Raw genomic sequence first — 24,922 nt, 5'->3', positions numbered from 1 at the left:
CCATGAGAACGCCGGAACATACGACTCATCCGGCAGGAAACGGACTTTAGAAAGAAGCGTTCCCGCAACCAAGTCGAAAAGCCCGGGAAAAGTGGAAAAAAGCCCGGAAATCCGGGGTTTTTAACATGAAAAAGCCGGGCGCAAGGCCCGGCTTTCTGTTTGTGCGCTGCAACTTTAGCAGACTCTAATGCGCAAGCGACTTTCCAGCGTCATCCGCCGTGTCAGTCGCGGCCGGAGGATTGACGGGCTCGACCCATTCGATTGGCTCGGGCATGCGCACCAGTGCGTGGCGCAATACTTCGCCGACCCGCGAGACCGGAATGATTTCCATGCCGTTCTTCACGTTGTCCGGAATCTCCGCCAGATCCTTGGCGTTGTCTTCCGGGATCAGCACCTTCTTGATGCCGCCGCGGAGCGCGGCAAGCAGCTTCTCCTTGAGGCCACCGATCGGCAAGATGCGGCCGCGAAGCGTTATCTCGCCAGTCATTGCCACATCGGCGCGGACCGGAATACCCGTCAGAACCGACACGATAGCCGTAGCCATGGCGGCGCCAGCAGACGGGCCGTCCTTCGGCGTGGCGCCTTCCGGCAAGTGCACATGGATATCGCGCTTGTCGAACAGCGGCGGCTCAATGCCGAAATCGATCGCCCTCGAGCGGACATAGGAGGCCGCCGCCGAGATCGATTCCTTCATCACGTCGCGCAAATTGCCCGTCACCGTCATGCGGCCCTTGCCGGGCATCATGACGCCTTCGATCGTCAGCAGCTCGCCGCCGACTTCCGTCCAGGCAAGACCGGTGACGACACCGACCTGATCGTCAGCCTCGACCTGGCCGAAGCGGAAGCGCTGGACACCGAGGTAATCGGCGAGGTTCGCCGCCGTGATGTTCACCGTCTTCTTCTTCGTCTTCAGGATCTCGGTCACCGCCTTGCGCCCAAGCTTCATCAACTCGCGCTCCAGGCTACGGACGCCCGCTTCACGGGTGTAGGTCTGGATGATAGCGCGGATCGCGTCCTCGCCGACGGAGAATTCCTTCGGCTGCAGGGCATGGTCACGCACCACCTTGGGCAGCAAGTGCCGCTTGGCGATTTCGATCTTCTCGTCCTCGGTGTAGCCGGCGATACGGATGATCTCCATGCGGTCCATCAAGGGCGCAGGGATGTTCAGCGTGTTTGCCGTCGTCACGAACATCACGCTCGACAGGTCGTATTCGACCTCGAGGTAATGGTCCATGAACGTCGAGTTCTGCTCGGGATCGAGCACCTCGAGCAGGGCCGACGATGGATCGCCACGGAAGTCCTGGCCCATCTTGTCGATCTCGTCGAGCAGGAAGAGCGGGTTGGACTTCTTCGCCTTCTTCATCGACTGGATGACCTTGCCGGGCATCGAGCCGATATAGGTGCGCCGGTGGCCACGGATCTCGGCCTCATCACGCACGCCGCCAAGCGCCATGCGGATGAATTCGCGGCCGGTCGCCTTGGCGATCGACTTGCCGAGCGAGGTCTTGCCGACGCCGGGAGGGCCGACGAGGCACAGGATCGGCCCCTTCAGCTTCTTCTGGCGGCTCTGAACGGCGAGATACTCGACGATGCGGTCCTTGACCTTGTCGAGGCCGAAATGATCGGTGTCGAGCACGTTCTGCGCATAGGCCAAATCCTGCTTGACCTTGGAGTTCTTGCCCCACGGTATCGACAGCAGCCAATCGAGATAGTTGCGCACAACGGTCGATTCAGCCGACATCGGCGACATTGTCCGCAGCTTCTTCAGTTCGGCTTCCGCCTTTTCGCGGGCCTCCTTGGAAAGCTTGGTCTTCTTGATGCGCGCCTCGATCTCGGCGGCCTCGTCGCGGCCGTCCTCGCCTTCGCCGAGCTCCTTCTGGATCGCCTTCATCTGCTCGTTGAGGTAGTATTCGCGCTGGGTCTTCTCCATCTGGCGCTTGACGCGCGAGCGGATGCGCTTCTCCACCTGCAGGACGGAGATTTCGGCTTCCATGAAGCCCATCGCCTTTTCCAGCCGCTCCTTGACCGAGAGCGTGGCCAGCATCTCCTGCTTTTCAGGGATCTTGATGGCCAGATGCGACGCAACCGTATCGGCGAGCTTGGAATAGTCGTCGATCTGGCTGGCGGCACCCACCACTTCGGGCGAGATCTTCTTGTTCAGCTTGACGTAGTTCTCGAAGTCGGTGACGACCGAACGAGCCAGCGCCTCAACCTCGACCTCTTCCTCTTCCGGCTCGACCAGCGCCGTGGCGCGGGCCTCGTGGAAGTCGGGGCGGTCGGTGAAGGAGACGATTTTCGCGCGCGAGGCGCCTTCGACCAGAACCTTGACGGTGCCGTCGGGCAGCTTCAGCAATTGCAGCACATTGGCGAGCGTGCCGATGTCGAAGATGGCATCGGGCTCGGGATCGTCATCGGCGGCATTCATCTGGGTGGCAAGCAGGATCTGCTTTTCCTGACCCATCACCTCTTCCAACGCCTTGATCGACTTTTCACGCCCAACGAAGAGCGGAACGATCATATGCGGGAACACCACGATGTCGCGCAGTGGGAGGACTGCGAAGACGCCGTCGCTGGGAGCCTTGGATATTTTGGCCATTGTCCAACCTTTCATGTCGCGGTCGCCATCAGGCCAACCGCGAATCTCATATTAACGACCGGGGATCGTTCCGCCTACCACCGTTTGTGACGGGAGTTTTACAGCACAGAAATCGGGCACCTCGGCCTTCTCGTGTTAGGTGGATGCAAGAGGGGCAAAGATCAAGAGTTAACATCGCCGCAATCCACTCCAGTGCAAAGGTCGCATGCCCTCACAGCAAAACGGCGCCGCGAGGGCGCCGTTCCATAAAAAACATCGGATCAAGTGCGATATCACGCGCTGACGTTGCCCTTCTTTTCCTTCTGTTCGGAATAGATGTAGAGCGGCCGGGCGCTGCCGGTCACCACTTCTTCCGAAATCACCACTTCGCGCACGCCTTCGAGCGCGGGCAGTTCGAACATGGTGTCGAGCAGGATCGCTTCCATGATCGAACGCAGGCCGCGCGCGCCGGTCTTGCGCTCGATGGCGCGCTTGGCGATCGCCGACAGGGCGTTCTCGTGGAAGGTCAGGTCGACATTCTCCATCTCGAACAGCCGCTGATACTGCTTGACCAGAGCGTTCTTCGGCTCGGTCAGGATCTGGATCAGCGCCGGCTCGTCGAGATCCTCCAGCGTCGCCAGGACCGGCAAACGGCCGACGAACTCCGGAATGAGGCCGAACTTCAGCAGATCCTCCGGCTCGACAAGCCGGAACACATCACCGGTGCGGCGATCCTCAGGCGAAGCGACGATGGCGCCGAAGCCGATCGAGGTCTTGCGGCCGCGATCCGAGATGATCTTGTCCAGGCCGGCAAACGCGCCGCCGCAGATGAACAGGATGTTGGCGGTGTCCACCTGCAGGAATTCCTGCTGCGGATGCTTCCTGCCGCCCTGCGGCGGCACGGAGGCGACCGTGCCTTCCATGATCTTCAGCAGCGCCTGCTGCACGCCTTCGCCCGACACGTCGCGGGTGATCGAGGGATTGTCGGACTTGCGCGAAATCTTGTCGATCTCGTCGATGTAGACGATGCCGCGCTGGGCGCGCTCGACATTGTAGTCGGCCGACTGCAACAGCTTCAGGATGATGTTCTCGACGTCCTCGCCGACGTAACCGGCCTCGGTCAGCGTCGTGGCGTCCGCCATGGTGAAGGGCACGTCGATGATGCGGGCCAGCGTCTGCGCGAGCAGCGTCTTGCCGCAACCGGTCGGGCCGATCAGCAGGATGTTGGACTTGGCCAGCTCGACATCGTTGTTCTTGCCGGCGTGCGCGAGGCGCTTGTAGTGGTTGTGGACCGCCACCGACAGCACACGCTTGGCGTAGGGCTGGCCGATGACGTAGTCGTCGAGAACCTTGAGGATCTCCTGCGGTGTCGGCACGCCCTCGCGCGACTTCACCATCGAGGTCTTGTTCTCCTCGCGGATGATGTCCATGCAGAGTTCGACGCACTCGTCGCAGATGAAGACTGTCGGACCAGCGATCAGCTTACGCACCTCGTGCTGGCTCTTGCCGCAAAACGAGCAATAAAGCGTGTTCTTGGAATCACCGCTGTTGTTGCCGACCTTGCTCATTTTCATGTCCTTTCATGGCCGCCCGCCGATGGTCTGGCTGAAAGGGCGTAACTTCAATCTATCGCGGGAATCCGCCGCCGCCAGTGTCCCGGCTCCCGCAACGTATTCCGTACGAAACACAAATCAGAAAACGTGGCAATGATTCGCAACACCCCACACAAAGCTAAGCCGTCGAAAATCAACATAGCCTTAACGTAGGCAAATCCCAATCCCCGAGGGAACAGCCAATTGTGGCCGAAATGCCGCAAGACGCGCCAAAAGCGCGTGATGGTGCCATCCAGCTGCCAATTAGCCTTTATGCCAGCGCCCCTTCGGCCGCCTCGCGCGACGAAATGACCTTGTCGATAAGGCCGAAATCCTTCGCCTCGTCGGCGGTCATGAAATGGTCGCGATCGAGCGTCTTCTCGATCTCGTCATAGCTCTTGCCGGTGTGCTTGACATAGACCTCGTTGAGGCGGCGCTTCAGCTTGATGATGTCCTGGGCGTGGCGTTCGATGTCGGACGCCTGGCCCTGGAAGCCGCCGGACGGCTGGTGGACCATGATGCGTGCGTTCGGCGTGGCGAACCGCATGTCCTTGTGGCCAGCGGTCAGGAGCAGCGAACCCATCGAGGCAGCCTGGCCGATACAGAGGGTCGACACGGCCGGCTTGATGAACTGCATGGTGTCGTAGATCGCCATGCCCGAGGTGACGACGCCACCTGGCGAATTGATGTAGAGGTTGATTTCCTTCTTCGGATTCTCGGCTTCGAGGAACAGAAGCTGCGCGCAGACCAGCGTCGCCATGCCGTCCTCGACCGGTCCGGTGATGAAAATGATGCGCTCCTTGAGGAGGCGCGAGAAGATGTCGTAGGCCCGCTCGCCGCGATTGGTCTGTTCGACCACCATCGGAACGAGGTTCATGTAGGTTTCGACGGGGTTCTTCATCAGTTATCTCTTATCTCACGGTGGGGTTCCGGCGCCGGGAATGCTGGCAAGTCGGGCAGAATCGGTTCTGGATCGTTGTTGCGTAGATAGGATGCCGGCTCATCCTTGTGCAAGGCCGCCCCGTCCTAGCCATCTGGGTAAGGCGAATCAAGCTTTACGGCCAGGATTCGTTGCAATGACAGCCTCCGCCGTGCCACAGCCCCACAATCAACCCGCCGCCAACGTAGCAATTTCTTAACCGCGTCACTTAACGAAATGCGGGAAACCGCTTTTCTCCAGGACCGCTTACCCTACAATTCAACGTTGAACTCGTGCCTGCAGTTCAAACAGGGGGAATGTGATGCTCAGGAGAAGCGCGTCCTTCGCCATTGCCGGGCTGGCAATGCTCGGCACAACATCGCAGACGGCAGCCGGTGGCCGCGCTGTCGAGTGCTATGAACCGGTGCGCGCACCGGCCGTCTACGACACGGTCTATGAAGACGTGATGATAAGCCCGCCGGGCCAGCAGGTCGACTACACCCCACCCATCTATGGCACGCGCGAACGCGTGGTGATGACCGTTCCCTCACAGGTGAGCTACGAAATCGTGCCCGCGATCACCCGCACCGTCTACCACACCGCGAAGGTCCATGGCGGCGGCTATTCCTGGGAGTGGCGCGTCATCCATGGGCGCCGCGTGCTCTGCAAGATCTGGCACAAGGCGCGCTACGAACGCGTCGCCGAGACGGTGGTGATCCAGCCGGAACGTACCCGCCGCATCGTTATCCCGGCGCAATATGACCAGATCGCCGAGGAAGTCCTGGTGCAGCCGGAGCAAAGACGCTTCATCGATGTCCCCGCCTCATATCAGACCGTCGCGCGGCGCGTGCTGGTCAGGGAAGGGTCATCAGGCTGGCGACGCGTGCATATTCCCAGGCATTGCCAAGACTAATTCAGCTCCAGGCAGGCGCGCTCGGACCTCGGCCCGCCGCCACGTCTTCCGGGCCGGCGATATCGCCACTGCCCTCGCCGACGACGCACTCGTCCGTCCAGGCCTTCCGCAGTGCACCGGCCGGCTTAGTTCATTGGCCGCGACATACGGTCTGGAACCAAGCTGGCAAGCCGCGCTATTGGTCTGGAATGACCAGACCGACACTCCCTTACCTTGCCCTTGATCCGGCGACCCGCCACCTGAGGCTCGACCCGCACGAGCCGGCTTTCTTCCTGAACCCGTACGAGGCCTATGCCTTCCTGCATGGCGTCTCGAATGCGTTCTACTGGGAGGAGTTCGGGTTCTGGTGCTTCGGTGGCTTCGACGATGTCAACCGGCTGCTGCGCGACCGCCGCTTCGGCCGCCAGAACCCGGCCGGCATTCCCGACAGCCGCGGCATCGGCCAGGACCGCAGCCATCTCGAGGCATTCGACGGCATCGAGGCGAACTCGATGCTCGAACTGGAACCGCCGGTGCACACGCGGCTGAGGACACTGGTCAACCGGGCCTTCGTCTCACGCCAGGTCGAACGGCTGCGGCCGCGGGTCGAAGCCCTCGCCAACGAGCTGATCGACCGTTTCGAAGGAGAGAAAGCCGTCGACCTGCTGCCAGTCTTCGCTTCTCCCCTGCCGATCACCATCATCGCCGAAATGCTCGGCGTGCCGGTCGAGATGGGGCCGCAACTGCTCGACTGGTCACATCAAATGGTCGCCATGTATGTCCATGGCCGCACCCGCGAAACCGAGGACACGGCCAACCGCGCGGCACGCGAGTTCTCCGATTTCCTGCGCGGCTACATCGCCGAGCGACGCAAAAATCCGGGCGACGACCTGCTGTCGCTGCTGATCTCGGCGCAGGAGGACGGCCAGAAACTGTCGGAAGACGAGATGGTGTCCTCTGCCATCCTGCTGCTCAATGCCGGGCATGAAGCGACCGTGCATCAGACTGGCAACGCGGTGCGCTCGATCCTGGCGCAGAGCGGCGACCCGCGCCGCTTCTTCACGTCGCCCGAAGCAACCGCTGCTGCCGTAGAGGAATGCCTGCGCTTCGATGCACCGCTGCATATGTTCACGCGCTATGCCTATCAGGAAATAGAAGTCGCACCCGGCATCACCGTGAAACCGGGCGAGACGATCGGGCTTTTGCTTGGCATGGCCAATCACGATCCGCGCGCCTTCGCCGAACCGCTAGCCTTCCGTCCGGACCGTGCGGACCAGAAGAACGTGTCGTTCGGCGCCGGCATCCATTTCTGTATCGGCGCTCCGCTGGCGCGGCTCGAACTGCAGGTGTCACTGAAGACCTTGTTCGATCGGCACCCGCAACTGCATCTTGCCGAGGAGCCGCGCTTCCGCGACACTTACCACTTCCATGGGCTGGAGGCGCTCGGCGTAGGCCTCTGAGACTCGCGAGCCCGGGGCTGCGCGAGTTTCCCGCCCAAAACAGCTCACAACTTGATCACATACTCCTTGCGAGTCGTTTCAAGCACTTCCCAGCTTCCCTTGAAGCCGGGTCTCAGCACGAAGCTGTCGCCGGACTTGACCGTGCGCGCCTCGCCACCGTCTTCAGCGATCACCGAAACGCCGGACAGGATGTGGCAGAATTCCCATTCGTCGTAGACGATGCGCCACTTGCCCGGCGTCGATTCCCAAATACCTGCGTAGAGCCCGCTGTCCTGCTCCTCGACGTTCCAGGTGCGGAATTTCGGATCGCCCGAGATCAGCCGGTCCGGCGCCGGCGCGCCGGATTCGGGCTCGACGGTCTTGGTGTCGACGGAAAGAAAGCTAGACATCAGCGATCAAACCTTGGCGAGCGCCTGTTCGAGGTCGGCGACGATATCGGTGACGTCCTCGATGCCTATGGAAAGCCGCACCGTGTCCGGCCCGGCGCCGGCCTTGACCTTCTGCTCGTCCGAAAGCTGGCGGTGCGTGGTCGATGCCGGGTGAATGACAAGCGATTTGGTGTCGCCGACATTGGCCAGATGCGACAACAGTTCCAGCGCCTCGACGAATTTGACGCCGGCCTCGTAGCCGCCCTTGAGGCCGAAGGTAAACACGGCGCCAGCGCCCAAGGGCGAGTACTTTTTCTGCAGCGCGTTGTTCTTGTCGCTGGGCAGGCCTGGATAATTCACCCAGGCGACCTTGGGATGGTTTGACAGCCAGCCGGCGACGGTGATTGCATTGTCGCAGTGGCGCTGCATGCGCAACGGCAACGTTTCAAGGCCAGTCAGGATGAGGAATGCGTTGAAGGGCGAGATCGCCGGACCGAGATCGCGCAGGCCGAGTACGCGCGCGGCGATGGCGAAAGCGAAATTGCCGAAGGTTTCGTGCAGCACGAGACCGCCATATTCAGGGCGCGGTTCCGACAGCATCGGGTATTTGCCGGACTTCGACCAGTCAAAGGTGCCGCCGTCGACGATGACGCCGCCGATCGAATTGCCGTGGCCGCCTATGAACTTGGTCAGCGAATGAACGACGATGTCGGCGCCATGCTCGATCGGCCGGATCAGGTAGGGCGAGGCCAGCGTGTTGTCGACGATCAGCGGCAAGCCGTGCTTGCGCGCGATCTCGCCGATCTTTTCGATATCGACAAAAGTGCCGCCGGGGTTTGCGAGGCTCTCGATGAAGATCGCCTTGGTCCTGTCGTCGATCTGGCTCTCGAAGGTGGAGACGTCGTTGGTGTCGGCCCACCGCACTTCCCAGCCGTAATTCTTGAAGGCATGGCCGAACTGGTTGATCGAACCGCCATAAAGCTTGTTGGCGGCGACGAAATTATCGCCCGGCTGCATCAGATTGTGGAACACGATCACCTGCGCGGCGTGGCCGGAGGCGACGGCAAGCGCAGCCGTGCCGCCCTCGAGCGCGGCAACGCGTTCCTCGAGCACCGCCTGGGTGGGGTTCATGATGCGGGTATAGATGTTGCCGAAGGCCTTCAGCCCGAACAGCGAGGCGGCATGATCGGCGTCGTCGAAGACAAAGGAGGTGGTCTGGTAGATCGGCGTGGCGCGCGCGCCAGTGGCCGGGTCGGGCTTGGCGCCGGCGTGGACGGCGAGCGTATTGAAACCGGGCGTACGGGTCACTGAAACCTCCCTCGAGAACTTCTCAAAATTCGCCGGGCATTCTTGGCGAAGCCCGGACCGGAATGCAAAGAAGAAAATGCCTTTCGGCGCGCGATCTGCGATGAACGCGCGGGAAACTCAATCGCATCCCGGAAAATTTTTGCGCATCAGCGCTTGACCAAAATCTCTTGCGAAAAAAGCGATCCCGGTTTTCAGGTTGCGTCATTTCTGGCGCACACCAAAACTCTGGAAGCCCTGGCGCATCAACGGCTTTTTCGATGACAGCACGCCGGAATTGACACCGGTCCAGCCGATCTCGCCGGACAGCTTGCCGTACTCGATCTTGGGGCAGCGGTTCATCACCACCTTGATCCCGGCGGCCTCGGCGCGCGCGGCGGCCTCGTCATGGCGTACGCCAAGCTGCATCCAGATGACCTTGGGCAAAGGATCGAGCCGCAACACCTCGTCGACAATACCCGGCACCGCTGGCGGTGCGCGAAATATATCGACCATGTCGATCGGCTCAGGCACATCGGCCAGCCTGGCATAGGTCATCCGGCCGAGGATTTCCTTGCCGGCCTGACCGGGATTGATCGGAAACACCGAGAATCCCTTGGCCAGCAAATATTTCAGCACGAAATAGCTCGGCCGCACGTCGTTGGCGGATGCGCCGACCAGGGCGATGGTCTTCACCGAATTGAGGATGCCGCCGATATAGGCATTGTCATAGGTGTCGTGGTTCACTGGGCAACTGCCTTCCTGCGGTAGTGGTATCGGTAGAGTTCGCGGTTGAAGCCGAGCGAAGCGTAGAGTGCACGCCCGGGCACGTTGTCTGCCACGACTTGCAAACAGGCAGCCTCGGCACCTGCCCGTCGCGCCCAATCGATCAGGCTGCCGACAGTCCTGCGGCCGAGGCCCTGCTGCCTGAAATGGCTGTCGGTTTCAACCGATTCCACCACAAGCAGCCCATCGCGGATGACACCATAGGCCAGGGCGGCGATTTCGCTGTCGTATTCACAGGACACAAACGCGCGGTCGCCGGCGATCAACCCGGTCATCTCGCGAAAGATGCGGCGATCGGAATCGTCATAGCCGCCCATGCGAAATGGTGCGCCGAACCAATCCTCGCCCGGTGTGGGGGAAATCACGATCTTTTCGTCGCGCACCCGGGCCATCGCATCGATGTCGGCGTAGAGATGGATCGTACCGCCTTCGACGGCATAGCCGTACTGGTCGAGAACCGCCTCCATCTCGCCGGCGATACCGGGAACGCGAAACAACGGTATCTGGCCATAACCGGCATAAAAGGTCTCGGCAGAGGTAGCGGATTGACCGAATTGGTGCGGCGGATTCTGCCACCTGAGCGCCTCATAAGCCAGCCTTCGACGACCGTCTCGGTTGCCGCCGGCCAACCCTCGCGGCAAGCCTGCTCGACCCGCCAGTTGAGGTCATCCTCGACAGTCACGCGTCATCCTCCCTCAACGCTTCCTCCATGAAGGCCTGCGGATAGCCACGCGCTCGGCATCGAGCAAAATGCGCTTGAGATACGTGCCTTGAGCCGCGTCAGCTGCTTGCGGTAAGCCATCAATCAGGCAGCGAAATCGTGCCGTCTTCTGCGATCGGGAAGGCCGGATTGTGTGCCACCTCCCAGACATGTCCGTCCGCATCGGCGAAGTAGCCATACCAGCCGCCCCAGAAGGCGCGGCCGGCCGGCTTGACGATGCGTCCGCCGGCCTGCTCTGCCAAGGCGAGCACCTCATCGACTTCGGCATCGGAGCGGGTGTTGTAGGCGAGGTAGACCGCCGACGGCGCACCGGCAAACACGATACCCGAATCCGCCTCGGCGCTGGCGCGCGGGAACAGGCCGAGAATGGCGCCACCCATCTGGAAAAAGGCGACACCGTCGGTAATCCCGGCATGGCGTTTCAAGCCCATCGCCTCGTAGAAGCGCACCGCCCGATCGAGATCGTCGGTGGCGATGGTGATGATGGAGATGCGCGGCTCCACGGCTACTCGTCCGTCCATTCCGGTTTGCGCTTGCCGATGAAGGCGCCGATGCCCTCCTGCGCGTCGCGTGCCAGCATGTTCTCGACCATGACGCGGCCGGTATAGGCATAGGCATCCGCCAGCCCCATTTCGGCCTGCGCGTAGAAGGCTTCCTTGCCGGTCTTCACCACCAGAGATGATTTGGAAGCAATGGTTTGCGCGTATTTGGTGACAATCTGATTCAGGTACTCGCGCGGCACGACGCGGTTGACGAGGCCGAATTCCTTGGCCGTCGCGGCATCGATCGTCTCGCCGGTGAGCAGCATCTCCATCGCCTGTTTGCGCGAGACATTGCGCGACAGCGCCACCATCGGCGTCGAACAGAACAGGCCGATGTTGACGCCTGGGGTGCAGAAGGTCGCCTCATGCGAGGCAATCGCCAGGTCGCAGCTCGCGACCAGCTGCAGGCCGGCGGCGGTCGCCAGGCCGTCGACTTCGGCGATCACGGGCAAAGGATGGTGCACGATCGCCTGCATCAGCGTGGCGCAAGCGGCGAACGTCTCTTCGAAGAAGGCCTTGCCGCGATCGGCATCGGAGCGGCGCGCGGTCATCTCCTTCAAATCATGGCCGGCGCAAAAGACCTTGCCGGCAGCCGACAGCACGATGACGCGAACAGCCTTGTCCGCCTTGGCGCGGTCGAGTTCCGTGGTCAGCGCCGTCATTACGGAAAGCGACAGCGCGTTGGCGGGGGGGTTGGCGAGCGTCAGGCGCAGCACGCCCCTATCCAGGCTCGTCGTGACCGGGCCCTCCTCGGCGGCTGCAGGCGTGATGGCAAGGATTTCGGCCATGGCTAGGGTCTCCGCGATTCCGATCGGGCTGCCGGAGTATCTAATACCGGATCGGGTTTCATCCAACACCCATCGCTTGCGCCAGCCGGATGAAGGTGTTGCCAGAAACGCCCGGCTGCGCCCATACAGGCCTGTCGCAGAATGAGAGACCGACATGCCCGCCCAGACAAAACTCGAGCCGGTGCTGACCGCAGCGCAGATCAACGCGCTGATGGAAACCGTCTTTCCGCAACTCAACGAGAATTCCACCGCCTATGAGGCGATCGACGTATTTCCCGGCGGTTGCACGGTGCGGCTCAATGCCGGCGAACGGCATCTGCGTCCCGGCGGCACGGTGTCCGGACCTGCCCTGTTCACGCTGGCCGACATCGGTGGTTATGTCTGCGTGCTCAGCCATGCCGGGCCGGACGCGCTCTCGGTCACGACCAACCTCAACATCAACTTCGTGCGCAAGGCCGAGGCCGGGCCGATCGACGGCCATTGCCGCATCCTGAAACTGGGAAAGAACCTGATGGTGTTCGATATCGACATCGTCGCCGGGCCGGAAGGGCAGACGGTGGCGCATGCCACGGGCACCTATTCGATCCCGCCGAAGCGAAGCGACGATGCGGTAAAATAATACCTTTTCTCTACACCGTTGTTTTTGCTGTTTTTTCCCCGCCCTAGAGCTTTTTGATCAGCTTGACGCGCAGGTCCTCCTCGCCTATAAGCCCTCACGAAGCAGCGGCCCGCAAAGGCCGCCGTTTTGTTATTGGCGACGGGCACGGGCCTTTCGGCAATCCAAGCAACAAGAAACGCCTTCCTCGTGAAGGTCAGAACCGAAAGCAGAAAACATGACAACCTTTTCGCAGAAGCCTGCGGATGTGGTGAAGAAGTGGATCCTGATCGACGCCGAGGGTCTCGTCGTCGGCCGTCTCGCCACTGTCATCGCCAACCATCTTCGCGGCAAGCACAAGCCGACCTTCACCCCGCATGTCGACGACGGCGACAATGTCATCGTCATCAATGCCGACAAGGTGGTGTTCACCGGCAAGAAGTTCACCGACAAGGTCTATTACTGGCACACCGGGCATCCCGGCGGCATCAAGGAGCGCACCGCGCGCCAGCTGCTCGAGGGCCGTTTCCCCGAGCGTGTCGTCGAGAAGGCCGTTGAGCGCATGGTCCCGCGTGGCCCGCTCGGCCGTCGCCAGATGAAGAACCTGCGCGTCTATGCAGGCGCGGAGCATCCGCACGTCGCCCAGCAGCCTGAAGTCCTCGACGTGGCCAAGCTGAATTCCAAGAACAAGAAGGTCGCATAAGATGGCTGAGCTTTCCTCGCTCGCAGAACTGGGCGCCGCCACCGGCAACTCCAACGCGCAGGCCGCGGCCCCCGTCCACGTCCAGAAGCTCGACAAATCGGGCCGGGCCTATGCCACCGGCAAGCGCAAGAACGCCATCGCGCGTGTCTGGGTGAAGCCGGGTTCCGGCAAGATCGTCGTCAACGACAAGGAATTCGCGACCTATTTCGCGCGTCCGGTCCTGCAGATGATCCTCAACCAGCCGATCATCGCCTCCAACCGCTCGGGCCAGTACGACATCGTCGCCACTGTCGTCGGCGGCGGCCTTTCGGGTCAGGCCGGTGCCGTTCGCCACGGCATCTCCAAGGCGCTGACCTACTACGAGCCGGCGCTGCGCGCCGTGCTCAAGAAGGGCGGCTTCCTGACCCGCGACAGCCGCGTCGTCGAGCGCAAGAAGTACGGCAAGGCGAAGGCCCGTCGTTCGTTCCAGTTCTCGAAGCGCTAAGCGTTTCGAACTGCCGATACCGAAAAGGCCGCCTCCGAGCGGCCTTTTTGTTTTGTTATGCGCACCCGGTCATTGTCGCGCTATCACCGAACCCCACCTTCGTGGCCTCCTCATAGGTGGCGTCACGCTTGATGCACCCGTGGCCCGCCCGATATGAAAACCTGCTGCTCTTGCCATTCCGGGGCGGAGAATTTGCCGCGGCCCTTCCACTTCCCCTCGATGGGGAGGTCGGCACGAAGCGCCGGGAGAGGTGACGAGCCGGCGTTCGGTTGCTTAGTTGATGCTCGCCGTGTGCGCCTGCTCCGCAGGCCGCGCATCGTTGGTATAAGGCACACGGTAACCGTTCGCCGCCAGCCAATCGATTGCCGCCTTCGGCTCGTCGGTCTGGATGATGCTGGCGCCGCGGTCGACCCAGAACCCCCAGGCTTCGCGCGGCAGGCTGGCCTGCACCGCCAGTTCGTCGCCGCGGCCGCCTGCCAGGAAGCCGCCCGGCTTGTTGACGATGGCGTAGGTATCGGCCCAGATGTGCCAGTTTCCCCGTACCGCGACCGCCCGCATGCGCGTGCTGAACAGCGGTCCGCCAGTTTCGGTCAGCGTCTCGGCGCCTGCCCGCCAGTTGATCAGCTCGATCGCTCGTGGCGAGAAGGAGTGGTCGACCGTCTCCGCGAAACCGGCATCGTGCACCGCGTCATCGGCGATGATCGGCATGAACTGAAAGCCGCCGCCGATCGCGGCCATGGCGGTCTTCACCGTGGCAATCCGGTTCTGGTTCCACAGGTTCTCCTTGACGATGACCTGGTCGGCCATACCGAGATCCCGGGCGACCGCGATCATGCCCGGCAGGTCGCCGACTTCAAGCTTGTTGTCGAGATTGATGAGGATCCTGTCCCGGGTCGCCAGCAGCATCTCGCGCAGCGTCGAGACCCGTTCGTCGGTGACGGCGCGGGTGCCTTCGACCACCAGTCGGCAGGTCTTCAGTTCGGCCAGCGTGTACCTCACCACCTCGCCCTTGCAGGTCGTGGTGCGATCGAGCCAGCTGTCATGCATGACGACGAACTCGCCGTCCTTCGAGCGCCTGATGTCGACCTCGACGATCTCGGCGCCCATGGCGATCGAGCCCTCGACAGCCGCGAGCGAATTCTCCGCGTAGAGCGTCTTGCCGGCCTGCATGCTGCCGGCGCGATGCGCGGCCACCATGACATGGTCGCGCCACTGGTTGGCATTTTCGAACCGGTCGAGGATTTGTCTGGCGCGGGTTTCGCCGGCCACTGACTCGCCAGCAGATGCCACAAGCGCCGTGGAAAACAGAAGGCTCAACCAGAGGGTCCGCATCGAGAATCGCTCCTTGCCGGATCGAGATCCGGATAGGCGATGCCCGTGACAAGCAGGTGAACGAAGCCGGCTAGCGGATGCTCGCCTCAGAGGCGCTTCGATTCGCGGCGGAACCACGCTATCGCCGGCGTTTCGACGAAGCGCCAGGTGATCCACGACACCGCGATGGTGGCGGCCAGCATGATGACGATCGCCACCGTCCCGGCCCAGCCGGCACCGAACCCCGTCGCGGGTTGGCCACGCAGGACGATGTCACCGACAAGATCGAGGTCGAGCTTGCGCCCGACGAGCCCGGCGAGGTTGATCATGCGCGCCTGGACGAAGAGATGGACCATGTAGATCGAGTAGGACAGCGCGCCGAGCGTCAGCATGAACGGCACCCTCAACATAGCGGAAATCCAGCCGCCTTCATGGGCGAAGAGAAACAGCGCCAGCGCGAACACGAGGGGTGCTGCGATGCCAAAATCATTGCCGCCCGCCAGCGAGACGAAAACGACGATGACCGCCACCATGACCATTTCAGCCAGCGTCCAGTTCATCCGCGGGCCGCTCCTGGCGAGGATCTGTCGCGCCCCTGCAATGGAATCATGCTGAAACCAGGCTAGCAGGGCGCCGAGCGAGAAGCCGTAGAGGCAGCGGATGAAGCCGAAATCATAGGACACATCCATATGGTGCGTGGAGAAGCCGAGCAGGAACAGCGGCGCGGTGACGGCAGCGGCGACGAACCACACCCAGGCGCGCGCGCCGGCGACGAACACCACGCCCGCGAACAGGAGGTAGGCGAAGAACTCCGCCGAAATGCTCCAGCTCGGCGCATTCCAGGTCAGTCGATCCTCGAAGCCGACACCCTGCAGCAACAGAAGATTGGCAAGCAGGCTCTTCAGATCGAACCCTTCGGTGAAGGGTGCGGCGCCGGTGCCATGCAGTGCCGGCAACAGCAGCCGCAGCAGTTCAAACCCCGCGAAGGCGGCAAGCATCAGCAGATGCAGCGGGTAGATGCGACCGAAACGCACCAGCGCGAAGCGGGCGACCTGTGCCGGCTGGCTCAGCCGATTGGCGTAGTTGCCGGCGATGACGAAACCGGAAAGGACAAAGAAGAAATCGACGACCAAATAGGACGAACCGATGAAGCCGCTCTGCGAGATCGCCGAAGCGGTCGGAAAATGAAACAGCGCCACCAGCAGGGCGCAGATGCCGCGCCACGAATCGAGCACCTGGAAGCGTTCGCCGGCGATCGTGCCGGCGTGGGTCGACACCACAGCATGAGACGGATTAAGAAACGCGGTCTGCGTCATAATGATACAACCCTGTGTTGCTGTGGTACCCGGGCGGCGCCGTTTCGTCTCCCCAAGCTATGACTGGCATCTTCCATGCCGGTTCTGTAGTTGTTGCACCCCGATAAAAACGAGGATTCGTAATGGCGAACAAGAACATCGACCACGCCTTCACCGCCCGTTCCAAAACGGGCGCCGCGTTCGAGCCGACCTATTCCGGCGCGCTGTCGTTCATGCGCCGTCGGTACACCAAGGATGTGAAAGGCGCGGACGCGGTGGTGTGGGGCATTCCGTTCGATGCCGCCGTTACCAACCGGCCCGGCGCCCGTTTCGGGCCGCAGGCGATTCGTCGTGCCTCGGCGATCCTCGACAATGATCCGCAGTACCCCTTCTCACGCGACCTGTTCGAGCATCTCGCCGTGGTCGACTACGGCGATTGCCTGCTCGATTCCGGCAACCATCAGAAGACGCCGGCAGCGATCGAACGCGAAGCGTCGAAGATATTGAAGTCAGGCGCCTTCCTGCTGACCCTCGGCGGCGATCATTTCGTGACGTGGCCACTGCTCAAGGCGCATGCCGCCATCCACGGACCGCTTGCTTTGGTACAGTTCGACGCCCATCAGGACACATGGCCCGATGACGGCAAGCGCATCGACCATGGATCCTTCGTCGGCCGCGCGGTCAACGAGGGCATCATCGATCCCGACCGTTCGATTCAGATCGGCATCCGCACCAATGCGCCCGACACGTTCGGTATCAAGATCCTTTACGGCCACGAGATCGAGGAGATGCGCGCCTCCGACATTGCCTACGCCATCGTCGACCGCACCGGCGGCAAGAAGACCTATCTGACCTTTGACATCGACTGCCTCGACCCCGCCTACGCGCCCGGCACCGGCACGCCGGTTGCCGGCGGGCCATCCTCGGCGAAAATCCTGTCGACGCTGCGCCAGCTCAACCAGATCGATATTGTCGGTGCTGATGTGGTGGAGGTTGCGCCGGCCTATGATCACGCCGATATTACGGCGATCGCCGGCTCGATGATCGCCATGCAATATCTCGGTCTGCTGGCGGAGCGGAAGGCGCGACAGGAAGAATTGAATAACGGCCACAATGGCGCCGCCGTGAATCACGGTAACGGCATATAGTCTTGAAACTTCAGGGAATTTGATCAGGCAATGAAACCGAAAATCTTCATCGACGGCGAGCACGGCACCACCGGCCTTCAGATCCGGGCGCTGCTTGCCGAGCGTGGCGATCTCGAGATCATTTCCATTCCTGCCGAGCGCCGCAAGGAAACGGCGGCGCGCGCCGAATTCCTCAATGCCGCCGACATCGCGATCCTGTGCCTGCCGGACGATGCGGCGAAGGAAAGCGTCTCGCTCATCACCAACGACACCACCAAGGTCATCGATGCGTCGACCGCGCATCGTGTCGCCGAAGGCTGGGAATATGGTTTCGCCGAAATGGACAAGGAGCAGGCGAAGAAGATCGCCTCGGCCAAGCGCATCGCCAATCCCGGCTGCTGGCCGCAGGGGCCGATCGCGACGCTCAGGCCACTGGTCACCGCCGGTCTGCTGCCGGCCGATTTCCCGATCACGGTCAACGGCATTTCGGGCTATTCGGGCGGCGGACGTCCGATGATCGAGGACTACGTCGCCAAGGGCGAGGACGCCTCGGAGTTCCTGCCTTATGGGCTGACCTTGCAGCACAAGCATGTGCCGGAGCTGCGGGCCTATGCGAAGCTGTCACATGATCCGATCATGCAGCCGGCTGTCGGCAATTTTGCCCAAGGCATGATCACGGTGGTGCCGCTGCAACTCGGCGGCCTCGACTATGTGCCAACGGGTGCGGAGTTGCATGCGGCCATTGCCGACCATTTCGCCGCCATCAAGGGCGGCGTGGTCGAAGTGGCTCCGTATGCCCAGCTGGAACGCATGCCGGAGATCGATCCCGAGATCTACAACGGCACCAACCGCATGAAGGTCTATGTCTTCGCCAACGACGACAGAGCGCAGGCGCTGCTGCTGGCGGTCTACGACAATCTCGGCAAGGGCGCCTCGGGTGCGGCCGTCCAGAACATGGACCTGATGCTCGGCCTTTGATGGACGGACCCGCATTTCCGGCGCGCTGGAAGATCAGCGCGCCCGAACTCATCGCCGAGACCTTTTCGAGTCGTATCTGGAAGGTGCGGTTCGAGGACGGCTCGCCCGCGATCGTCAAGGCGCTCAAACCGTTCGACGATGTCGCCGACGAATTGCGTGGCGAAGCGGACACGGCTGCGAAAGCGGTCAAGGCCAGCCCGCACCGTCCACCGCAGCGTCGCAGGCCGAATTCGACGGCGGTAGGACCACGCAGTCGAACGAATTCTGGATGTGACCTTTGACCCGGCTCGGATCAGCTCCTGACCGCGACCTCATGCGGGAGCGGATAGGCACCTTTGGTGCCGCGCCAATGGGCGGCGGCAAAACCGAGCACAACCAGCGCGAACCCTTGATGCGTCAGCGCCATATGCAGGGGCACCTGCATCAGCAGCGTGCCGATGCCGATAGAGGCCTGCACTAGCACCAGCACGAACAGCAGCGTCGCGCGGCGGGCATGGGTTGAGCCGGGCAGCCGACGGCGCGTGGTGATCATGTACCAGAGCGCGACGGCGAAGATCGTGTAGGCGCCGAGGCGATGTATGAACTGCACCGTCTTCGGGTTCTCGAAGACGTTGCGCCATACCGGCTCGAGGATCAGCAGATCGCCAGGGATGATCCTGCCATCCATCAGCGGCCAGGTGTTGTAGCTCATACCGGCGTCGAGACCGGCGACCAGGCCGCCGAGATAGATTTGGATCAGCGCCAGAAGCACGATGAAACCGGCCAATCTCTGCGTCGAGCGATCGGCGGCGGGCTCGGAATGCGGCGCCAGCCCGCGGGCGACGACCATGGTCGCGGTGAAGATCAGTGCCGCCAGCGTCAGGTGCGTGGCCAGCCTGTACTGGCTCACCGACACACGGTCGACCAGGCCTGAGGCCACCATCCACCAGCCAATAGCGCCCTGCAGGCCGCCGAGGAGAAGAATTCCCGCAAGTTTCGGTCCGAGCCCGCGCTCTATCCGGCGCGTCACCCAGAAGAACAGCAGCGGCAAGGCAAAGACCAGGCCGACGCTGCGCGCCAGCAGACGGTGCGCCCACTCCCACCAGAAGATCGACTTGAATGCCTCGATAGTCATGCCCTTGTTGAGCTCGGTGTATTGCGGGATCTGCTGATAGCGCTGGAATTCCTCCTGCCACTCGGCGTCGTTGAGCGGCGGGATGACGCCATGGATCGGCTGCCACTCGGTGATCGACAGGCCGGACTCGGTCAGCCGCGTCGCGCCGCCAACCAGCACCAACGCAAACAGCACCAGAAGCACGACGTAGAGCCAGCCGCGCACCAGCGCCCGGTTGTGCAGGTCGCGGTCACGGGCCTGGTAAGGCGCGGCAGCAGTGATGGCGGCCATAAATCTATCCCGGCAGGTTGATGTCGCGGATTGGTGGACCATCGCATTCCTGCTGGCAAGACCGGGCGGCGCGGCACGCCGTCGCGCCGCCTGTCACGGGTTGCGCGTGCCGTGTGTTCGGCCTAAGCGATAGCGATCAACGAGGCCAAGCCATGCCCATTCGCGTGAAAAAGCTGATCGGAATGTTCCTGCTGGTGGCGCTGGTTATCATCTACGCGCTGGTCGCATCGATCTTCGCGGTCGCCCGCCTGTCGGAATCGGGCGCGTGGGTGCATTTCTTCTTCTTTCTGCTCAGCGGCCTGCTCTGGGTTCTGCCGGCCATGGGCATAATCAAGTGGCTGATGCTGGAGCCACGCGCCAAGCGCTGAGCCATGCCTTGGCAGCCCGTCAGACGGTGACGACCATTTTGCCGGCATTGGCGAGCGGCGTCGTCACGCCCGACAGCATGGTGCGGATATGGGCAAGGCTCTGGTAGCGGCCGTTGACCGAAATGCGGGGCAAAGCATGGAGAAAACCGGCATGTTCGGCGCGCAGCACCCCATGGCGGGTCGTCACGGCGGAGGCATAGCCGGCCTCGCGGGCAAAGCCCACTTCGCGGCAGCCGACGGCGCTTGCATAGCCATAAGGGTAGGCAAAATGGCGCGGCTCCGTGCCGAGCCTGGCCCGCAACATATCCTTCACAGCGCCGATCTCGTGTCGCGCATCGGCCTCGGAAAGCCGCTTCAGATTGCTGTGGTTGATGGTATGGGCGCCGATCGTCACCAGCGGATGCGCGGCGATGGTGCGAATCTCATTCCAGTTCATCAGGGTCCGCAGGCGCGGAGCATCCGCGTCGACGCCATTTGATGCGGCGAGATCGCGCAGCACGGACCGCAGGTCTTCCTCGCGAACCTCGGTGGCGAGGTAGGCGTGCAACCTGGCTATGGCCTGACGCTTCCTGGCGGGGGTCGCGCAATCAATCAAGATCGGACTATTTGAAGTCGCCAGCGTCAGCCGGTGGCAGGCATTGACGATATCCTCGATCACGTCCCACCACAGATCGGCGGTGCCGTCGATCAGTCCCGGGGCGACATAGATGGTGATCGGCGCACTGTGCTTTTCCAGCACCGGCAGCGCCTCGGTCATGTTGTCACGATAGGCGTCGTCGGCGGTGATGGTGGCGAAGCGGCCGCCCTTGCCGCCTGCCTCGATGCGCTCCACGGCTTCGTCCATCGAGACAAAGGCGTAGCCGCCGGCCTTCATGTCGGCGATCACGGCGTCGAGGAAGCCGGGCGCGATGTTGAGGTGCCGGTTTGCGCTATCCGGCTTTTCGGGTGTCGCCGTCACGCGGTGCAGCATCAGGATGGCGCCGATGCCGCCGACAAACGGTCTGGCCAATGGTGCGAGGCCGGTATAGCGCGCGACGTTGAGCGCCAGTTTTCGGATAGCCTCCCCACCGTCGATCATTCATTCACCTTTTGCGCCTAGGCTGATCCAAGCACGGAACACGCCTGAGCGCCCCCCCAAATCGGGATCAATACGCCTTAAGGATTGAGGTATGGTTGACGCAATGGCGCCATTTGACGGCAATCGGCTTGCGGCGGCCGAGGCTTCACCACGCGTCCTGCCTGGGGGTGCCACCGGGCCATCGATCTCGGTCGCGGGCGCCGAGGGGCTGGCGGCCTATGCGAGGTTCTGCCGCTCGGCGGTCTGTGCGCCGGCACAGGGCGCGACCTGGGTCATGAACTGGGCCGCGCAGGTCAAGCCCGAACTCCTCGTGGCTACGCTCGCTCTCGAAGGCAAGCCGGTCTTCGCACTGGCGCTGGAAGTTGTGAACCAGGGACGGTTCCGAGTCGCCCGTTTCATGGGCGGCCGGCACGCCAACGGCAATTTCGCGGCCGCTGACCCGCAATGGCTGGCCAATGCGGATGTCGCCGCCATCCGTTCGATGCTTGCGGCCGTCGCCAAATCCCGTCCGGACATCGATCTCATCGCGCTGGAACGCTTGCTGCCCAAGCTCGATGATATCGCCAATCCGCTGGCGTCGCTTGCACGTTTTTCCAGCCCCAATCTTTCGCTGGCCGCCGACCTTGCCGGAGGCTTCGATGCGTTGCTGCTGCGCGCCGGCGGAAAGCGCAAACGCAAGAAGCATCGTTCGCAGACCCGCAAATTCGAGGCCGTCGGCAGCCACCGGCGCATCGAGGCTCGCAGCTCGGACGAGGTGGAGCGGTTGCTCGACGCCTTCTTCGAGATGAAGGAGCTTCGCTTTCGCAAGATGGGCATTGCCAACGTCTTCGGGGACGATCCGACGCGCGCCTTCTTCCGAGAGCTGTTTGCCCAGGCGTTGGACCAGCCCGAGCCTCCTTTCGTGCTGCACGGACTGGAGGTTGCCGGCAAGCTGCGCGCCATCACCGGATCGAGCCGCTCGGGCAGGCGGCTGATCTGCGAGTTCGGAGCGATCGCCGAGGACGATCTCGCGCACACCAGTCCCGGCGACTTCCTGTTCTTCGACAACATCCAGGAGGCCTGCGAGACGGGTTTCGCGGTCTATGATTTCTCCGTCGGCGACGAGCCCTACAAGCGACAATGGTGCGATATCGAAACGCAGCATTTCGAGGTGCTGGTCCCGCTGACGCTGAAGGGCCGTGCGCTGGCATTGATGCTTCGCCAGAATGCACGGCTGAAGGCTTTCATCAAGAATAGCCCGGCGATCTGGAAGCTGGCCAAGATGCTGCGCCGTAAGTCAGCCGGACAGGCAGCACCCGCGGCTGGCGAGGACGACAGCTAAGCTCGCCGTAAAGTGAGTAAGCCTCCCAACGGCTGTTCTTTCAAGCCGCGGAGCGCCGACCCGGGGTGCCGGGCGGTTCGTGGCCAAGCGGCGTAACAAGGGTCAGGTCTGGATAGCCGTTCTCGATCAGCTTGACGGCGGCTCGCGTCACTTCGTCGTCCGGCTCGAGCATGGACAGGAACACCTCGGTGGCATCGCTGCCCAGGCGGCTGATGCCTTGCGCGTCGGCCGGTCCGCATTCGACCACCACCAGATCATAGGCCGTGGTCAGCGACTGCATGATGATCGGCAGCCTGTCGGCGGCGCGCATGGCGCGGATCGGGTTGGCGGTGCCAACGGGGATGACATGGCAGTCGGAATAAAGATCGGCATGGATCACATCGCTGAACTGCGCCTGCGAGGCGAGCAGATCGGTGATGCCCGGGAAAAGCCCGCTGTCGAGCATCGGCCGCGAGGCGGCGCCCGAGGTGGTGAGGTCGAGCAGCAGGACGCGCAGGCCGGCGTCGGACACCTCACGCGCCACCAGGATCGCCGACGCGGCCGCCTCGTCGCCTTCGGGCGAAACGAATATGGCGCGCGCGGCCCCGCTCGCGATCAGCTTTTCAGCGGCCTTCTCGATGTCGATCTCGCCAAGCACGGAGCGTGGCCGCTGGATCTCCGTGACAGGCTCGGCCTCGGCCACGGGCTTGGCCTCAGCCATAGGCTTGGCCTCAGCCATGGGCGCGGCCCCGGCGACAGGGGCGGCATGGGCGGCAGATACTGCCTCCACAGCTGGTTGGGGCTGCACGATCATCTCCGGGCCTATGACCGTTTCGGGCAATGGCGCTTCGGCGGCACGATTGGCGAGCTCGCTGGCGACAGGCGGTTCCAGGCGAGCAGATGGTTCCTGATGGACAGTCGGCGGCATCGGCACTTCGTCGATCGGCTCAAAGCGGGCTCCTGTGGCCGGGCGCATTGCTCGGCCCGAGAAGAGCTCCCGCAACAGCGTGAACACCGCCGCCAGCAGAAGCGAAGCCGCTGCGGCCGCACCTGTGATCGGCCCGACCTTGGGAAAGTATGGCTCGGCGGGCACCGAGGCCGGCGAGACGATGCGGGCATCCACCGGGACATAGTTGCGGTCCTGACGCGAAGCCGCCTCGCGGTAGTTGGTCAGGTAGAGTTCGAGCTGCTGGCGCTTGGCGGCGGCATCGCGCTGCAGCGCGTCGAGGCCGACCTGCTGTTCGCCGGCCTGCGCCGAAGCCGCTTTGAGCGTGTTGACGTCCGCGACGAGTTGATTTTCGCGCGCCTTGGCCGCGTCCGCCTGCATCACAAGGCCCTTCATGACCTTCTGGGCTTCGCTGCGGATCTGCACATCGAGGTCGGCCAACTGCGATTTCGCGGCGCGGATGCGCGGATGATTGTCGAGCAGTGTCGTCGACATATCGGCGATGTTGGCGCGCAGCTCGACCTGCCGCTCACGCAGACGCTGGATCAGGTCGGACGACAGCACTTCCGGCAGCGAATCCAGCGAGCCGCCGTTCTGCAGTGCCTTGCGCACATTGTCGGCGGTGCCTTCGGCCGCGGCGCGGTTGGCCCGCACCCGGGACAATTCGGTCGACAACTCGGCCAGTTGCTGGGTGGCCAGAACGGAATTGTTGCCGCCAATCAGGAGGTCGGACTGGGCGCGGTAGGCCGCGACCTTGGCCTCGGCATCCTTGACCTGCTTCGACAGGTCGGCGATCTCGGGCGCCAGAAAGTTGGCGGCAGCAGTGTTCGATTCGCGCTTGGCCGCACCCTGCCCCGCAATATAGGCGGCGGCGATGGCATCGGGAATGGCGGCGGCGAGCTTGGGATCCTCCGAGGAGAACTCGATGGCAATGATGCGGGTCTTTTCAACACCATAGACGTTGAGCTTCTCACGCATCTTCTTCAGGACACGCTCGTCGGCCGGAACGTCCATCGGGTCGTTTTTCAAGCCGAGCAGGATCAGCACGCGGCTCAGGGAGGACATATTGATCGTTTCGTCGAACTCAGACAGCCGCGACAGGCCGAGCTTCTGCGCCACCTGCTTCAGGATCTCGTTGGACGAAATTATCTGGACCTGGGTGGCAACGCCTTGCTCGTCGAGGATCGGCTTATCGCCGTCAGCGTTGCCGGCCGGACGGGTGTAGATGGATTCGCGTGGAACGATCTCCACCTGCGTCTGGGCCTTGTAATGCCGGGTCGCGAGCGAAGCGAACGCGAACGCCAGTCCTGTCACCACCAGAACGAAGACCAGGATGCGCAGCCAGTTCCTCGCCAGGCTGGCGAAAAGCTGCCTGAGATCAACGTCGACATCTGCGGCCGCGGATTGAACGGACATGCATCCCTAC

Annotated in this window: 23 protein-coding genes and 1 pseudogene; 10 read left to right on the top strand and 14 right to left on the bottom strand. The window is 62.7% G+C overall.

The annotated features are described in order from the left end of the window. Window positions 1-184: 184 nt before the first annotated feature. From lon to clpP, 3 genes are all read right to left on the bottom strand, one after another. Window positions 185-2,596, bottom strand: a complete 2,412-nt coding sequence (gene lon / locus FJW03_RS06550; RefSeq protein WP_140738704.1) for an endopeptidase La — start codon at window positions 2,594-2,596, stop codon at window positions 185-187. A gap of 272 nt (window positions 2,597-2,868) precedes the next feature. Then, window positions 2,869-4,143, bottom strand: coding sequence for an ATP-dependent Clp protease ATP-binding subunit ClpX (gene clpX / locus FJW03_RS06545; protein WP_023759839.1), 1,275 nt, complete (start codon window positions 4,141-4,143; stop codon window positions 2,869-2,871). Window positions 4,144-4,438: 295 nt separating this feature from the next. After that, window positions 4,439-5,068 (bottom strand): ATP-dependent Clp endopeptidase proteolytic subunit ClpP, encoded by a 630-nt coding sequence (gene clpP, locus FJW03_RS06540; protein WP_027028064.1) that lies wholly within the window; start codon window positions 5,066-5,068, stop codon window positions 4,439-4,441. 340 nt (window positions 5,069-5,408) lie between these two features. Between clpP and FJW03_RS06535 the strand changes: the two genes are divergently transcribed. Both FJW03_RS06535 and FJW03_RS06530 read left to right on the top strand, forming a co-directional pair. Beyond that, window positions 5,409-5,999 (top strand): hypothetical protein, encoded by a 591-nt coding sequence (locus tag FJW03_RS06535; RefSeq protein ID WP_140766640.1) that lies wholly within the window; start codon window positions 5,409-5,411, stop codon window positions 5,997-5,999. A 188-nt stretch (window positions 6,000-6,187) separates the two neighbouring features. Then, on the top strand, window positions 6,188-7,438 hold the full coding sequence (locus tag FJW03_RS06530; RefSeq protein WP_140766639.1) for a cytochrome P450: 1,251 nt from the start codon (window positions 6,188-6,190) through the stop codon (window positions 7,436-7,438). 44 nt (window positions 7,439-7,482) lie between these two features. Here FJW03_RS06530 and FJW03_RS06525 read toward each other — a convergent pair whose 3' ends face one another. The 6 genes from FJW03_RS06525 to FJW03_RS06500 all read right to left on the bottom strand — a co-directional run bounded on the left by FJW03_RS06525 (window position 7,483) and on the right by FJW03_RS06500 (window position 11,927). Beyond that, window positions 7,483-7,827 carry a cupin domain-containing protein gene (locus tag FJW03_RS06525; protein ID WP_140766638.1) on the bottom strand — a complete coding sequence of 115 codons (345 nt, stop codon included), beginning with the start codon at window positions 7,825-7,827 and terminating at the stop codon, window positions 7,483-7,485. 6 nt (window positions 7,828-7,833) lie between these two features. Continuing rightward, on the bottom strand, window positions 7,834-9,114 hold the full coding sequence (locus tag FJW03_RS06520; protein WP_140766637.1) for an O-acetylhomoserine aminocarboxypropyltransferase: 1,281 nt from the start codon (window positions 9,112-9,114) through the stop codon (window positions 7,834-7,836). Window positions 9,115-9,315: 201 nt separating this feature from the next. After that, on the bottom strand, window positions 9,316-9,837 hold the full coding sequence (locus FJW03_RS06515) for a CoA-binding protein (RefSeq protein ID WP_140766636.1): 522 nt from the start codon (window positions 9,835-9,837) through the stop codon (window positions 9,316-9,318). After that, window positions 9,834-10,505: a GNAT family N-acetyltransferase gene (locus FJW03_RS06510; protein WP_226890605.1), complete on the bottom strand. Its 672-nt coding sequence runs from the start codon at window positions 10,503-10,505 to the stop codon at window positions 9,834-9,836. Before FJW03_RS06510 ends, FJW03_RS06515 begins: the two co-directional genes overlap by 4 nt. Window positions 10,506-10,677: 172 nt before the next feature. After that, a complete protein-coding gene (locus tag FJW03_RS06505) occupies window positions 10,678-11,100 on the bottom strand; it encodes a VOC family protein (protein ID WP_140692802.1) in 423 nt (140 codons plus the stop codon). 2 nt (window positions 11,101-11,102) lie between these two features. Continuing rightward, a complete protein-coding gene (locus FJW03_RS06500) occupies window positions 11,103-11,927 on the bottom strand; it encodes an enoyl-CoA hydratase (protein WP_140766635.1) in 825 nt (274 codons plus the stop codon). 154 nt (window positions 11,928-12,081) lie between these two features. Between FJW03_RS06500 and FJW03_RS06495 the strand changes: the two genes are divergently transcribed. The 3 genes from FJW03_RS06495 (at window position 12,082) to rpsI (ending at window position 13,709) form a co-directional block, all read left to right on the top strand. Continuing rightward, window positions 12,082-12,546 carry a PaaI family thioesterase gene (locus tag FJW03_RS06495; protein WP_140766634.1) on the top strand — a complete coding sequence of 155 codons (465 nt, stop codon included), beginning with the start codon at window positions 12,082-12,084 and terminating at the stop codon, window positions 12,544-12,546. A gap of 214 nt (window positions 12,547-12,760) precedes the next feature. Continuing rightward, window positions 12,761-13,225 (top strand): 50S ribosomal protein L13, encoded by a 465-nt coding sequence (gene rplM, locus FJW03_RS06490; protein ID WP_010915638.1) that lies wholly within the window; start codon window positions 12,761-12,763, stop codon window positions 13,223-13,225. Between the two features lies 1 nt (window position 13,226). After that, entirely contained in the window at window positions 13,227-13,709 is a 483-nt protein-coding gene (rpsI, locus tag FJW03_RS06485) for a 30S ribosomal protein S9 (protein WP_140609507.1), read from the top strand. A gap of 273 nt (window positions 13,710-13,982) precedes the next feature. On the opposite strand, the gene FJW03_RS06480 is transcribed toward rpsI, so the two are convergent. Then, complete coding sequence (locus tag FJW03_RS06480; RefSeq protein WP_140766633.1) at window positions 13,983-15,041, bottom strand: glycerophosphodiester phosphodiesterase family protein; 1,059 nt, start codon at window positions 15,039-15,041, stop codon at window positions 13,983-13,985. Between the two features lie 86 nt (window positions 15,042-15,127). Beyond that, on the bottom strand, window positions 15,128-16,336 hold the full coding sequence (locus FJW03_RS06475) for an acyltransferase family protein (protein WP_140609511.1): 1,209 nt from the start codon (window positions 16,334-16,336) through the stop codon (window positions 15,128-15,130). A 122-nt stretch (window positions 16,337-16,458) separates the two neighbouring features. Between FJW03_RS06475 and speB the strand changes: the two genes are divergently transcribed. From speB to FJW03_RS06460, 3 genes and pseudogenes are all read left to right on the top strand, one after another. Then, entirely contained in the window at window positions 16,459-17,463 is a 1,005-nt protein-coding gene (gene speB / locus FJW03_RS06470) for an agmatinase (protein WP_140766632.1), read from the top strand. A 30-nt stretch (window positions 17,464-17,493) separates the two neighbouring features. Continuing rightward, window positions 17,494-18,420: an N-acetyl-gamma-glutamyl-phosphate reductase gene (gene argC, locus FJW03_RS06465; RefSeq protein WP_140766631.1), complete on the top strand. Its 927-nt coding sequence runs from the start codon at window positions 17,494-17,496 to the stop codon at window positions 18,418-18,420. Next, window positions 18,420-18,584 (top strand): annotated as a pseudogene (locus tag FJW03_RS06460) (aminoglycoside phosphotransferase family protein); the annotation flags it as partial. The gene argC and the pseudogene FJW03_RS06460, both read left to right, overlap by 1 nt. Window positions 18,585-18,712: 128 nt before the next feature. On the opposite strand, the gene FJW03_RS06455 reads toward FJW03_RS06460, so the two are convergent. Further along, window positions 18,713-19,804, bottom strand: a complete 1,092-nt coding sequence (locus FJW03_RS06455; RefSeq protein WP_140766630.1) for a COX15/CtaA family protein — start codon at window positions 19,802-19,804, stop codon at window positions 18,713-18,715. Between the two features lie 152 nt (window positions 19,805-19,956). On the opposite strand from FJW03_RS06455, the gene FJW03_RS06450 reads away from it, so the two are divergent. Next, window positions 19,957-20,172, top strand: a complete 216-nt coding sequence (locus FJW03_RS06450; RefSeq protein ID WP_140766629.1) for a DUF2842 domain-containing protein — start codon at window positions 19,957-19,959, stop codon at window positions 20,170-20,172. 19 nt (window positions 20,173-20,191) lie between these two features. Here FJW03_RS06450 and FJW03_RS06445 read toward each other — a convergent pair whose 3' ends face one another. Beyond that, entirely contained in the window at window positions 20,192-21,250 is a 1,059-nt protein-coding gene (locus FJW03_RS06445) for a polysaccharide deacetylase family protein (RefSeq protein ID WP_140766628.1), read from the bottom strand. Between the two features lie 91 nt (window positions 21,251-21,341). Between FJW03_RS06445 and FJW03_RS06440 the strand changes: the two genes are divergently transcribed. Further along, complete coding sequence (locus tag FJW03_RS06440) at window positions 21,342-22,571, top strand: GNAT family N-acetyltransferase (protein WP_140766627.1); 1,230 nt, start codon at window positions 21,342-21,344, stop codon at window positions 22,569-22,571. A 40-nt stretch (window positions 22,572-22,611) separates the two neighbouring features. Here FJW03_RS06440 and FJW03_RS06435 read toward each other — a convergent pair whose 3' ends face one another. After that, window positions 22,612-24,912, bottom strand: a complete 2,301-nt coding sequence (locus tag FJW03_RS06435; protein ID WP_140766626.1) for a GumC family protein — start codon at window positions 24,910-24,912, stop codon at window positions 22,612-22,614. Window positions 24,913-24,922: the final 10 nt, after the last annotated feature.

Source organism: Mesorhizobium sp. B4-1-4 (assembly GCF_006439395.2).
Taxonomy (GTDB): domain Bacteria; phylum Pseudomonadota; class Alphaproteobacteria; order Rhizobiales; family Rhizobiaceae; genus Mesorhizobium.
This window is presented reverse-complemented; position numbering and strand designations above follow the sequence as displayed.